This window comes from Streptomyces sp. NPDC053079 (assembly GCF_044546695.1).
Lineage (GTDB): Bacteria > Actinomycetota > Actinomycetes > Streptomycetales > Streptomycetaceae > Streptomyces.
In genome coordinates this window covers 115,927-128,580 of the sequence record NZ_JBITZJ010000007.1, presented here as the reverse complement: position 1 = coordinate 128,580, position 12,654 = coordinate 115,927, and the positions used below count along the sequence as shown (strand labels likewise).

At 72.7% G+C, this 12,654-nt stretch carries 10 protein-coding genes and 2 pseudogenes; 9 read left to right on the top strand and 3 right to left on the bottom strand.

What is annotated here, in order from left to right:
• Positions 1–83: 83 nt before the first annotated feature.
• From ACIGXW_RS25835 to ACIGXW_RS25800, 8 genes and pseudogenes are all read left to right on the top strand, one after another.
• Positions 84–1,892: an ABC-F family ATP-binding cassette domain-containing protein gene (locus tag ACIGXW_RS25835; protein WP_071963257.1), complete on the top strand. Its 1,809-nt coding sequence runs from the start codon at positions 84–86 to the stop codon at positions 1,890–1,892.
• A 217-nt stretch (positions 1,893–2,109) separates the two neighbouring features.
• The gene (locus ACIGXW_RS25830; protein WP_071963256.1) at positions 2,110–3,957 is read left to right on the top strand and encodes a PQQ-binding-like beta-propeller repeat protein; all 1,848 of its coding nucleotides are present in this window, start codon (positions 2,110–2,112) and stop codon (positions 3,955–3,957) included.
• Positions 3,958–4,195: 238 nt separating this feature from the next.
• Positions 4,196–4,960 (top strand): response regulator transcription factor, encoded by a 765-nt coding sequence (locus ACIGXW_RS25825; RefSeq protein WP_079273874.1) that lies wholly within the window; start codon positions 4,196–4,198, stop codon positions 4,958–4,960.
• A 92-nt stretch (positions 4,961–5,052) separates the two neighbouring features.
• Positions 5,053–6,111 carry a galactose-1-phosphate uridylyltransferase gene (galT, locus tag ACIGXW_RS25820; protein ID WP_399575191.1) on the top strand — a complete coding sequence of 353 codons (1,059 nt, stop codon included), beginning with the start codon at positions 5,053–5,055 and terminating at the stop codon, positions 6,109–6,111.
• Positions 6,108–7,088, top strand: a complete 981-nt coding sequence (gene galE / locus ACIGXW_RS25815; RefSeq protein ID WP_399575190.1) for a UDP-glucose 4-epimerase GalE — start codon at positions 6,108–6,110, stop codon at positions 7,086–7,088. The genes galT and galE overlap by 4 nt, the downstream gene beginning before the upstream one ends.
• Entirely contained in the window at positions 7,085–8,254 is a 1,170-nt protein-coding gene (gene galK, locus ACIGXW_RS25810; protein WP_399575189.1) for a galactokinase, read from the top strand. Before galE ends, galK begins: the two co-directional genes overlap by 4 nt.
• 327 nt (positions 8,255–8,581) lie before the next feature.
• A pseudogene (locus ACIGXW_RS25805) lies at positions 8,582–8,773 on the top strand (DNA-binding response regulator); the annotation flags it as partial.
• Between the two features lie 72 nt (positions 8,774–8,845).
• Positions 8,846–9,367: pseudogene (locus tag ACIGXW_RS25800) on the top strand (DNA-binding response regulator); the annotation flags it as partial.
• On the opposite strand, the gene ACIGXW_RS25795 reads toward ACIGXW_RS25800, so the two are convergent.
• Complete coding sequence (locus ACIGXW_RS25795; protein ID WP_071963251.1) at positions 9,326–9,823, bottom strand: MarR family transcriptional regulator; 498 nt, start codon at positions 9,821–9,823, stop codon at positions 9,326–9,328. The pseudogene ACIGXW_RS25800 and the gene ACIGXW_RS25795 overlap by 42 nt on opposite strands.
• Before the next feature lie 107 nt (positions 9,824–9,930).
• Here ACIGXW_RS25795 and ACIGXW_RS25790 point away from each other — a divergent pair, with 107 nt between their 5' ends.
• Positions 9,931–10,761 carry a trans-aconitate 2-methyltransferase gene (locus ACIGXW_RS25790; RefSeq protein WP_399575188.1) on the top strand — a complete coding sequence of 277 codons (831 nt, stop codon included), beginning with the start codon at positions 9,931–9,933 and terminating at the stop codon, positions 10,759–10,761.
• Positions 10,762–10,780: 19 nt separating this feature from the next.
• Here the strand turns inward: ACIGXW_RS25790 and ACIGXW_RS25785 are convergent, their stop codons facing one another.
• On the bottom strand, positions 10,781–11,479 hold the full coding sequence (locus tag ACIGXW_RS25785; RefSeq protein WP_399575187.1) for a TetR family transcriptional regulator: 699 nt from the start codon (positions 11,477–11,479) through the stop codon (positions 10,781–10,783).
• Between the two features lie 45 nt (positions 11,480–11,524).
• The gene (locus ACIGXW_RS25780; protein ID WP_399575186.1) at positions 11,525–12,502 is read right to left on the bottom strand and encodes an acyl-CoA desaturase; all 978 of its coding nucleotides are present in this window, start codon (positions 12,500–12,502) and stop codon (positions 11,525–11,527) included.
• Positions 12,503–12,654: the final 152 nt, after the last annotated feature.

The following is a 12,654-nucleotide window of genomic DNA, read 5'->3' as shown; positions in this document are numbered from 1 at the left end:
CCCGGACAGCGCACCACCGGCCCGGTCGGGGGCCTCGGCCGGGCGTGGGATCCTGGAGGCAGTCCCATAGAGCAAGGAGCGGCATGGCAGCCAACCTGGTCAATCTGGAAGCCGTCGAGAAGGTGTACGGCACGCGTGCGCTGCTCGACGGCGTCTCCCTCGGCGTGAACGAGGGCGACCGGATCGGCGTGGTCGGCCGCAACGGCGACGGCAAGACCACCCTCATCCGCATCCTCGCCAAGCTCGAGGACGCCGACAAGGGCCGGGTCACCCACGCCGGCCACCTGCGGCTCGGCGTCCTCACCCAGCACGACTCCCTCGACCCGGCCGCCACCGTGCGGCACGAGGTCATCGGGGACATGGCCGACCACGAGTGGGCGGGCAACGCCAAGATCCGCGACGTGCTGACCGGCCTCTTCGGCGGGCTCGACCTGCCGGCGTTCCCCCAGGGCCTGGACACCGTCATCGGCCCGCTCTCCGGTGGCGAGCGCCGCCGCATCGCGCTGGCCAAGCTGCTGATCGCCGACCAGGACATGATCGTCCTGGACGAGCCCACCAACCACCTCGACGTCGAGGGCATCTCCTGGCTGGCCCAGCACCTGCAGGCCCGCCGCTCGGCGCTGGTGTGCGTCACCCACGACCGGTGGTTCCTCGACCAGGTCTGCACCCGCATGTGGGACGTGCAGCGCGGCTCCGTCCACGAGTACGAGGGCGGCTACAGCGACTACGTCTTCGCACGGGCCGAGCGGGAGCGGATCGCCGCGACCGAGGAGACCAAGCGGCAGAACCTGATGCGCAAGGAGCTCGCCTGGCTGCGGCGCGGCGCCCCCGCCCGTACGAGCAAGCCCCGCTTCCGCATCGAGGCGGCCAACGAGCTGATCGCCGACGTGCCGCCGCCGCGCGACAGCTCCGAGCTGATGAAGTTCGCCAGCTCGCGCCTGGGCCGGACCGTCTTCGACCTGGAGAACGTCACCGTCCAGGCCGGCCCCAAGGCGCTGATCGAGCACCTGACCTGGCAGCTGGGCCCCGGCGACCGGATCGGCCTCGTCGGCGTCAACGGCGCCGGCAAGACCTCGCTGCTGCGCACGCTCGCCGAGGCGGCCGCCACCGAGGGCGAGAAGCAGCCCGCGGGCGGCAAGGTCGTCGTCGGCAAGACCGTCAAGCTGGCCTACCTCTCGCAGGAGGTCGCCGAACTCGACCCCGCCAAGCGGGTCCTGGAGGCCGTGCAGCAGGTGCGCGACCGTGTCGACCTCGGCAAGGGCCGGGAGATGACGGCGGGCCAGCTGTGCGAGAAGTTCGGCTTCACCAAGGAGAAGCAGTGGACGCCCGTCGGCGACCTCTCCGGCGGTGAGCGGCGCCGGCTGCAGATCCTGCGGCTGCTGATGGACGAGCCCAACGTCCTCTTCCTCGACGAGCCCACGAACGACCTCGACATCGAGACGCTCACGCAGCTGGAGGACCTGCTCGACGGCTGGCCCGGCTCGATGGTCGTCATCAGCCACGACCGGTACTTCGTCGAGCGCACCACGGACCGCGTCTTCGCGCTGCTGGGCGACCGGGCGCTGCGGATGCTGCCGCGCGGCCTGGACGAGTACCTGGAGCGCAGGCAGCGCGTCATCGACGCCGCGGTCCCCGCCGCCCCCGTCGCGGACGCGTCCGCGACGAAGGCGAAGCTCGGCGCCGCCGACGCGCGCGCGGCCAAGAAGGAGCTGCAGAAGATCGAGCGCCGGCTCGACCGCGTCAGCGAGCAGGAGGCCAAGCTCCACGCGCGGATCGCCGAGCAGGCGACCGACTTCGAGGCTGTCGCCAAGCTGGACGCCGAGCTGCGGGAACTGGCCGGCGAGCGCGATGAGCTCGAGCTGCGCTGGCTGGAGCTGGCCGAGGACGCGTGAGGGCGGTGCGGTGCGGCGCTGCTGCCAACTGACGGATCGTAAGGCGCAATAAGGCGCAACAGTCTCGTCACGGGCCGGTCTCAGGTGGTGGATAGGTCTGAGATCGGCCCTTGGGCTGTCGGCGACGGGTGGTACAAAGAACACCCGCTCGCCTGCCGCACACTGGCCGGATTCCTGCGGATTCAAGCCCTGGACCCGCGCGTAAAGAGGAAAGCTGATGTCACAGCCGCCCCAGCCACCACCGCCGCCGCAGGGCCCTCCGGCCCAGCCGGGCGGAGGCTTCGGCGCGCCACAGGCCCCCTCCGGCCCGCCCCCCGGCTTCGGCGCCCCGCCGCCCGCGCAGCCCCCCGCCGGGCCCGCGTACGGCTACCCGCAGGCACCGCCCCCGCCGCCGGGCCAGCCCGCGGGCGGGCCCGCGTACGGCTACCCCCAGGCCCCGCCGCCCCCGCCGGGCGCGCCCCAGACCCCGCCGCCGGCCGGCTACGGCTACCCGGCCCAGCCCGGCCCGGGCGTCCCCGGCCAGCCGGACATGGCCACCCAGGCCTTCGGCGCCGTCCAGCCGCCCCAGCCGCAGCAGTACGGCATGTACCCGCCCACCGCGCAGTTCCCCGGCGGCGCCCCCGGCGGTGACGGCGGCAACGGCAAGGCCAAGCAGCGCATGGCCATCATCATCAGCGCCGTCGTGGCGCTGGTGCTGGTCATCGGCGGCGGCGTCTGGTTCGCCACCAAGGACGGCGGCAAGGACGACGAGGCCAAGGGCACGACCGGCGGCCAGGACGCCGGCAAGCAGGGCGGCGCCGGCGGCGGCGGTGCCAAGGCGCCCGCGACCATCGACGGCAAGCTGCTGTTCAGCGTCGACCAGCCCAAGGTCGACGACCTCGTCGGCGTCAAGGGCCACTGGGTCACCGACCAGGTCTACGCCAAGGTCGACGTCTACAAGCTCGTCGGCTACGGCCTCTCCGGCGGCCAGAAGTGGGAGATCCCGCTCGACGGCGAGGTCTGCTGGGCCTCCCGCCAGGCCACGGCCGACGGCAAGACCGCCGTCGTCGTCAAGGACGGCAAGCCCAGCTCTGAGAAGAAGTACGGCGGTCCCTGCACCCAGGTCGTGGCCATCGACCTGAACAAGGGCGAGAAGCTCTGGCAGAAGACCGCCAAGGCGGGCGACCAGGACATCCGCTTCGACGAGGTCACCGTCGGCGGCGGCACCGTCGCCGCGGGCGGCACCAGCGGCGGCGCCGCCTGGACGCTGGCCGACGGCAAGGAGCTGTGGAAGCCCAAGCCCGGCGAGGACTGCCGCGACGACGGCTACGGCGGCGGAAGCAAGCTCGTCGCGGTGCGCCGCTGCGGCGACTACTCCCGGCCCCAGATGCAGGTCCAGACCCTCACCCCCGAGACGGGCGCGGTCAAGTCGGTCTACAAGGTGCCCGCCGGACTGCAGTACGTCCACATCGCCTCCACCGACCCGCTGGTCATCGCGGTCGACGCGGGCGGCTCCACCGGCAGCTCCGCCTCCGACTTCCTGGTGATCGACGACAGCGCCAAGGAAGCCAAGCTGCGCTCCAAGATCTCCACGGAGAACGGCAAGTTCACGCCGAGGTGTCCCTCCACGGACGTCGAGGGCTGCATGAAACTGGCCATCACCAAGGACACGCTCTACCTGCCCTCCGAGGAGCACGCGAGCGGCAACACCCAGCAGGTCGGCCGCGTCAACGAGATCGTCGGCTTCGACCTGGCCAGCGGCCAGTCCAAGGGCAAGGCCGAGGGCGTCGCGGGCTCCACGCTGATCCCGCTGGGCGTCGACAAGGACGGCTACCCCATCGGCTACCAGGAACCCACCTACAAGTCGGGCGGCAGGGTGGTACGGATCGATCCCAAGTCGTTCAAGACCGATGTGCTGCTGAAGAATCCGGCCACCACGGCCGACAGTGAGCGCAGGCTCACGCCGGGCACCCACTACGGGCTGTGGTCGCAGGGCCGGCTCTACCTGGGCAGCAGTTACGCGAACAAGCCCAGCTCGGTGAGCTTCGGCAAGGAGTATCTGACGATGATCTTCGGCGGCAGCTGATAATGATCGTTTGACGAGCGCTCCAGCCCGTATCCCTGTCCGTCGCGCGTACATGCCTGAACGATCCGTTTCAGTCTCGAAGTACACGTGATTGGCAGGGATTTCGGCATTCCGGGGGACTTCTCACCGGTAAGGGGCGCGGAACGTCGAACAAGCGTGTAGCTTCCGGGGCAAGAGGGTGCCGGGGAGACCTGCGCGGGCGGCAGAGGGCGGCAGCGGGCGACAGGGGGGTTAGCGCATGGGCGTGCGGCTCATGGTGGTCGACGACCACCGGCTGCTGGCCGAGGCCCTCGCCTCGGCACTGAAGTTGCGCGGCCATCGCGTGCTGGCCGCGGCCGCGCCCAGCGCCGGGGCGGCGGACCTGGTGATCAGCCGCGCCCCCGAGGTGTGTCTGCTGGGCACCGCGACCCCGGCCGAGCCCGGGGCCTTCGACCCGGTCGTACGGATCAAGCGGGAGCGCCCGCAGGTCGCGGTCGTCGTGCTCGGCCCGGTGCCGAGCCCGCTCGGCATCGCGGCCGCCTTCGCCGCCGGCGCCTCCGGCTACGTACGCCACAACGAACGCATCGAGGGCGTCGAGCGCGCCATGATGAAGGCCCGGGCGGGCGAGGCCGCGGTCGACCCGCAGCTGCTGCAGGGCGCCTTCGCCGAGCTGCTCAACCCCGCCGCCCAGCCGGACGACGAGGGCGCCCGGCTGCTGCAGCTGCTGACCCCGCGCGAGGTCGAGGTCCTGGTCCGGGTCGCCGAGGGCGAGGACACCCGCCTGATCGCGGCCGGCATGGGGATAGCGCCCAGCACGGCCCGTACGCACGTCCAGCGCGTCCTGATGAAGCTCGGCGTGGGCTCCCGCCTGGAGGCGGCCGCCCTCGCGGCGCGCACGGGCCTGCTCGACCGCGCCACGGGCTCCGCCCCCGTCCCGCCCCAGGCCGCCGCCCCCTCCCGGGGCCCCGGCCCGGCGGGAGCGCCCCCGGGCGCGGTGGGAGGCCCGCGGCCGCCCGTCGGCTGACGCGCACGCCACTCTTCACGCACTGTTGACCCGGTTGTGGGGTCATGGTTCCTTGTGTTCGGTTGTGTGCGGGGGTGTGTGAGGAGGGCGGCGTGAAGAAGACGGCGACTCGGCTCGCGGACGGCCGCGAGCTGTTCTACTACGACTCGCGGGACGACGCCGTACGCGACGACGTCGACCAGCGGCCCCTCGAACGGCCCACGACCACCGGCGAGATCCGCCGCGACCGGCTGCTCGGCGACAGCGTCGCCATCGCCTCCCACCGCCAGGCACGCACCTACCACCCACCGCCCGGCCAGTGCCCGCTGTGCCCCTCCCGCGACGGCCGGCACACCGAGATCCCCGCCGCCGCCTACGAGGTCGTCGTCTTCGAGAATCGTTTCCCCTCGCTGACCGGCGACCAAGGGCGCTGCGAGGTCGTCTGCTTCACCGACGACCACGACGCCTCCTTCGCCGGCCTCGACCCCGACCGGGCCGCCCTCGTGCTCGCCGCCTGGACCGACCGGACCGCCGAACTGGCCGCCCTGCCCGGAGTCGAGCAGGTCTTCTGCTTCGAGAACCGCGGCCGGGAGATCGGCGTCACCCTCGGCCACCCCCACGGGCAGATCTACGCCTACCCCTTCGTCACCCCGCGCACCGCCCGCATGCTCGCCTCGGCCGCCGCCCACCGCCAACGCGGCGCCGCACGCAACCTCTTCGACGACGTCGTCGACCGGGAGCGCGCCGACGGCCGGCGGATCGTCCTGCAGAGCGCGCACTGGACCGCCTTCGTGCCCTACGCCGCCCACTGGCCCTACGAGGCGCACCTCTACCCCCGGCGCAGGGTGCCCGACCTGCTCGCCCTCGACGACGACGCCCGCGCCGACTTCCCCCGCGTCTATCTGGAGCTCCTACGGCGCTTCGACCGGATCTTCGACGGCGACAGCGGGGAGGCCGAGGGGCCCACCCCGTACATCTCCGCCTGGCACCAGGCGCCCTTCCGCCACCCCCACAGGAGTGAATTCGCCCTCCACCTCGAGCTCTTCACCATTCGCCGCACCGCAGGAAAGCTGAAGTTCCTCGCCGGTTCGGAATCCGGCATGAACGTGTTCATCAACGACGTGCCGCCCGAGGACGCGGCCCAGCGACTGCGAGAGGTAGCGAGCCCATGAGCAGCACCCCCCTGAAGTGCCTGGTCACCGGCGGCGCCGGATACATCGGCAGCGTGGTCGCCGCGCACCTGCTGGCCGCCGGGCACGAGGTGGACGTGCTCGACGACCTCTCCAGCGGCCACCGCGACGCCGTCCCCGACGGCGCCCGCTTCCTCGAGGGCCGGGTCCAGGACGCCGCCCGCTGGCTCGGGCCCTCCCACGACGCCGTCCTGCACTTCGCGGCCTTCTCCCAGGTCGGGCAGTCCGTCGCCCAGCCCGAGGCCTACTGGCGCAACAACGTCGGCGGCACCCTCGAACTGCTCGCCGCCATGCGCGCGGCCGGCGTGCGCAGGCTCGTCTTCTCCTCCACCGCCGCCACCTACGGCGAGCCCGCCACCGTCCCCATCACCGAGGACGCCCCCACCCTCCCCACCAACCCCTACGGCGCCACCAAGCTCGCCGCCGACCACATGATCAGCGGCGAGTGCGCGGCCCACGGCCTGGCCGCCGTCTCCCTGCGCTACTTCAACGTGGCCGGGGCGCACGGCCGGCACGGCGAGCGCCACACCCCCGAATCGCACCTCATCCCCCTCGTCCTGCAGGTCGCCCTGGGCGAGCGCGAGGCCCTCCGCGTCCACGGCGAGGACTACGCCACCCCCGACGGCACCTGCGTACGCGACTACATCCACGTCGCCGACCTCGCCGAGGCCCACCTGCTCGCCCTCGCCGCCGCCCGCCCCGGCGAGCACCTGATCTGCAACCTCGGCAACGGCAACGGCTTCTCCGTCCGCGAGGTCGTCGAGACCGCCCGCAAGGTCACCGGCCACGCCATCCCCGAGCGCACCGCCGCCCGCCGCCCCGGCGACCCGGCCGTGCTCGTCGCCTCCGCCGACCGGGCCGCGCACCGGCTCGGCTGGCGGCCCGCCCGGCCCGACCTGGCCGCGATCATCGAGGACGCCTGGACGTTCGCACGCCGGGACGCCCGGGCCCGGCCGTGAGCGCCCATCGGGCCGAGCGGGCCTTCCGCGCCGTCCACGGCGCCCCCTGCGAAGGGGTCTGGGCCGCGCCCGGCCGCGTCAACCTCATCGGCGAGTACACCGACTTCAACGACGGCTTCGTCATGCCCTTCGCGCTGCCCCGGCAGACCTGGGTGGCCGCCCGCGCCCGCACCGACGGGCGGCTGCGCCTGCACTCCGCGTCCGCGGGCCGGGCCGCCGAGCTGGACGTCCGGGAGCTCGCGCCCGGCAGGGTGCCCGGCTGGGCCGCCTACCCCGCCGGGGTCGCCTGGGCCCTGCGCGCGGCCGGGTACGGCATCACCGGCGCCGACCTGCACGTCGAGAGCACGGTGCCGGCCGGGGCGGGCCTGTCCTCGTCCGCCGCGCTGGAGGTCGCCACGGCCCTCGCCCTGGACGGGCTGTTCGGGCCCGGCCCCGCCGCCGACGCCCTGCCCGTGCTGGCCCGGCTGGCGCAGCGGGCCGAGAACGCCTTCGTGGGCGTCCCCTGCGGGGCCATGGACCAGATCGCCTCGGCGTGCTGCACCGACGGCCATGTGCTGCACCTGGACACCCGCGACCTGACCCGGCGGCAGATCCCCTTCGACCCGGCGGCACACGGCCTCACCCTGCTGGTGGTCGACACCCGGGTCGCGCACGCGGTGGGCGACGGCGGGTACGCACGGCGGCGCGCGGGGTGCGAGTCGGCCGCACGCGCGCTGGGCGTGCGCGCCCTGCGGGACGTGCCGTACGCGCAACTGTCCGCCGCCCTGGAGGAGTTGGCCGGAACGGGCGGTGCGGGGGAGTGGCCGGCGCTGGTGCGGCACGTCGTGACGGAGAACCGCCGCGTCGGGGAGGTGGCCGCCCTCCTGGGGGCCGGTGACGCCCGGGCGGCCGGGCCGCTGCTGAGCGCCGGGCACGCCTCGCTGCGCGACGACTTCGCCGTCTCCTGCCCGGAGCTGGACCTGGTGGTCGCCTCGGCGCTCGGTGCGGGCGCGCTCGGGGCCCGCATGACCGGGGCGGGGTTCGGGGGCTCGGCGGTGGTGCTGGCCGAGGAGGCGGCCGCCGGGGCGGTCCGGGCGGCGGTCACCGGCGCGTTCGCCGAGGCCGGGCACCGGGAGCCGCGCGTCTTCGCGGCGGCACCGTCGGCGGGCGCGCGGCGGGTGGCCTAGCCCTGTGGCGGAGCCGGCCGGTGTTCGGTCACGGCGCGGACCACATCGCGTCGTTCCGAGTCGTTCACCGCCTCAATACTGAACATAAAGCTCACGATAAACACCCGGGTCAAGCAGTTTTGCCAATCGGCTTCCGTTGTCGGACCCCGCCCGTACGCTGATGCACAGTGCCGGTGGGGGCCGGCGCTGATCAGGGGGCGAGACAGGCAGGTACGACGCCCGGGTGGGGTAGTTGTCAGGGCACGGCGGCGGCCGTGCGCATGTGGCGGCCCCAGGTTCGGGCGCCGTACCCGCACTGCCCTTGCCTACCGGGATATGGGGGTGGTTGTGGCACGTATTCGGGTATTGGTGGTCGACGACCACCGCATCTTCGCCGAGTCGCTCGCCGCCGCCCTCGCGGCCGAGCAGGACGTGGACGTCTCGGCGGCCGGCAGCGGGCCGGCGGCGCTGCGCGCACTGGAGCGCGCGGTGGGTGAAGGGCGGCGGTTCGACGTCCTGCTGATCGACGCCGACCTCGGCACGGTCGGCTCGGACGTCGCACAGGTCCCGGGCCAGCTCCGGGGCCAGGACGGCGGTCAGTCGTCCGGCGAGGGCACGGTCGACGGGATCTCGCTGGTGGCGAGGGTGCGCTCGGGGCATCCGGGGGTACGGACGGTGGTGCTGGCCGAGCGCGACGACCCGCGCCGGGCCGCGGCCGCGCTGCAGGCGGGCGCGGGCGGCTGGGTCGCCAAGGACTGCTCCCTCTCGCGCCTGCTGTCGGTCATACGCGGTGTGCTGCGGGACGAGACGCATCTGCCGCCCGCCCTGCTGACGGGCGTGCTGCGGGAGCTGACGGCCGCGCGCAAGCACCGCACGGAGAGCGAGCGGCTGGTGGAGTCGCTCACCCCGCGCGAACGCGAGGTGCTGCGCTGCATGGTGGCCGGCCTGGGTCGCAAGGCCGTCGCCGAGCGTCTCTTCCTCTCCCCGCACACGGTCCGCACCCATATGCAGAACGTCCTGGGCAAGCTGGGGGTGCACTCCACGCTGGCCGCCGTCGCACTGGCCCGGCGGGCCGGGGTCGGCCCGGTGGACCTAGCCGGGGACGTTGTCGAACGGGGCGGTCAACTGGCGTAGCAGAGCGGCCAGATCGCTGCGCTGGGCGGAGGACAGCTCGGCGAGGATGGCGCGCTCCTGCGCCAGCAGCCCGGCGAGCGCCTGGTCGGCGCGGTCCTGCCCCTCGGCGGTGAGCCGGACGAGCACACCGCGCCGGTCGGTCGGGTCGGGCTCGCGCTCGACCAGGCCCTTCTTGGCGAGCCGGTCGATGCGGTTGGTCATGGTGCCCGAGGTCACCAGGGTCTGGGTCAGCAGCTGCCCCGGCGAGAGCTGGTAGGGCGCCCCGGCGCGGCGCAGGGCGGTCAGGACGTCGAATTCCCAGGGCTCGAGCTCATGCTCGGCGAACGCGATCCTCCGGGCGCGGTCGAGGTGGCGGGCCAGCCTGCTGACCCGACTGAGCACCTCGAGTGGCTCCACGTCGAGGTCAGGGCGCTCCCGGCGCCATGCTGCGACCAGCCGATCGACCTCGTCCTCCATGACGATCAGTGTAGAGGGTGTGTCGACATGAAGTCTCTTGACGTCAAGATAATTCTGTGGAGATCCTGGGAACGCGACATCCGCAGGACCTGCAGGGAGGCCCCACCATGCACGGCGCACCCACCCCCACACCCACCTGGGACCCGCGGCAGTACCTCCGCCACTCCGGCCACCGCACCCGCCCCTTCCTCGACCTGCTCGCCCGTATCCCCGAGCCGCCCGCCCACCGGGGCACCACCCGCATCGCCGACCTCGGCTGCGGCGCCGGCAACATCACCGCGCTCCTCGCCGAGCGCTGGCCCCACGCCCGCATCACCGGCATCGACAACTCCGACGCCATGCTGCACACCGCCCGGGAACACCTGGCCACCCTGCCCGCCGGCCGGCACACCGACTTCGTCCACGCCGACCTCACCGACTGGGTCCCCGAAGAGCCCTACGACCTGATCGTCTCCAACGCCGCACTCCAATGGGTCCCCGGCCACACCCGGTCCTTCCCCGCCTGGACACGCGCCCTCACCCCCGGCGGCACCCTCGCCTTCCAGGTCCCCGGCAACTCCGACGCCCCCAGCCACGCCCTGCTCCGCGAACTGTGCGCCTCACCCCAATGGCGGGACCGCCTCGGACCGGCCGGCCGCCGCACCCTCGACGTCCTCCCACCGGGCGCATACCTCCAGCACCTCGCCGGCCTCGGCTGCGAGGTCGACGCCTGGGAGACCACCTACACCCACGTCCTGCAGGGCGAGGACCCCGTCCTCGACTGGATCAAGGGAACGGGGCTACGGCCCGTCCTGACCACCCTCGCCGGCGATCCGGCGGCCACCGAGGAGTTCCTCGGCGCGTACGCGGCGCTGCTGCGGGCCGCCTACCCGCCGGGGCCGCACGGCACCCTCTTCCCCTTCCGCAGGGTCTTCGTGGTCGCCCGGAAGGACGGCTGAGCGGCCCACGGCCGGGACCTCAGCTCTTGCGGTGACCCACCAGGCGCGGATGGGGCTCCAGACCGTCCAGGCCGTGCCAGGCCAGGTTCACCAGATGCGCCGCCACCTCGGCCTTCTTCGGCTTGCGCACGTCCAGCCACCACTGACCCGTCAGCGCCACCATGCCCACCAGCGCCTGGGCGTAGAGCGGGGCCAGCTTCGGATCGAAGCCCCGGGCCTTGAACTCCAGGCCCAGGATGTCCTCCACCTGCGTCGCGATATCGCTGATCAGGGAGGCGAACGTGCCCGTCGACTGGGCCACCGGCGAATCCCGCACCAGGATGCGGAAACCGTCCGTGGACTTCTCGATGTAGTCCAGCAGGGCGAACGCCGCCTGCTCCAGCAGCTCCCGCGGATGCCCCGCCGTCAGGGCACCCGTCACCATGTCCAGCAGCTGCCGCATCTCGCGGTCCACGACCACCGCGTACAGCCCCTCCTTGCCGCCGAAGTGCTCGTAGACCACCGGCTTGGACACCCCGGCCTTCGCCGCGATCTCCTCCACCGACGTGCCCTCGAACCCCCGCTCGGCGAAGAGCGTGCGACCGATGTCCAGCAGCTGCTCACGGCGCTCCGCGCCGGTCATCCGCACCCGGCGCGGCCGCGCCCGCCTGCCCCCCGACGTAGGGGGCAGGTCCTTGTCACCGGTGGTACTGCTGTCGATCGCCACGCCGTCAATCATGCCTCCCCCAGCTACCGCCGGGGGCACCCCCGGGCGGCACCGTCCTTATCCTTTCTCCTGGGACTGCCGACGGGACGCGATCCGGTCCGCGTTCGGCCAGCGCACGTCGTACGCCCAGCCCGCCTTCTCACACCAGCGGATGATCCGGGCGCTGGAATCCAGCTGCCCCTTGAGCACACCGTGCCGCGCGGACGTCGGGTCGGCGTGGTGGAGGTTGTGCCACGACTCACCGCACGAGAGCACCGCCAGCCACCAGACGTTGCCCGACCGGTCCCGCGACTTGAACGGACGCTTCCCCACGGCGTGACAGATCGAATTGATCGACCACGTCACATGGTGCAACAGCGCCACCCGAACCAGCGAACCCCAGAAGAACGCCGTCACCGCGCCCTGCCACGACCACGTCACCAGCCCGCCCACCAGCGGCGGCAGCAGCAACGAGACCGCCGTCCACAGCACGAACTGCCGGGAGACCGCCCGGATCGCCGGGTCCTTGATCAGATCCGGCGCGTACTTCTGCTGCGGCGTCTGCTCCTCGTCGAACATCCACCCCACATGGGCCCACCACAGGCCCTTCATCAGCGCCGGCACGCTCTCGCCGTACCGCCACGGCGAATGCGGGTCCCCCTCGGCGTCGGAGAACTTGTGGTGCTTGCGGTGATCCGCCACCCAGCGCACCAGCGGCCCCTCCACCGCCAGCGACCCCATGACGGCCAGCGCGATCCGCAACGGCCGCTTGGCCTTGAACGAACCGTGCGTGAAATACCGGTGGAAGCCGATCGTGATGCCATGGCAGCCGATGTAGTACATCGCCACCATCAGGCCGAGATCCAGCCAGCTCACGCCCCAGCCCCAGGCCAGCGGGACCGCCGCGAGCAACGCGATGAACGGAACGGTGATGAAGAGCAGCAGCGTGATCTGCTCGATCGAACGCTTGCTGTCGCTGCCCAGCGTGCCGGCGGGCAGCGGGGTCTCCTGGTGGGCCTTCGGCGCGTCTTCGATCACGTCGGGGCTTGCAGTCATGGGTTCCCTCATGGGGGTCGGAGCATGGCTACGGTTCCGTAACCTACGGCTTCGTAAGTATGGCAGGGCGAAGAGGGTGGGCAAGAGGGCTGTGGACAACCGCGCGTCGTGCGGAGACCTATGCTGGGGACGTCGGACAGCGCGGTCCGCAA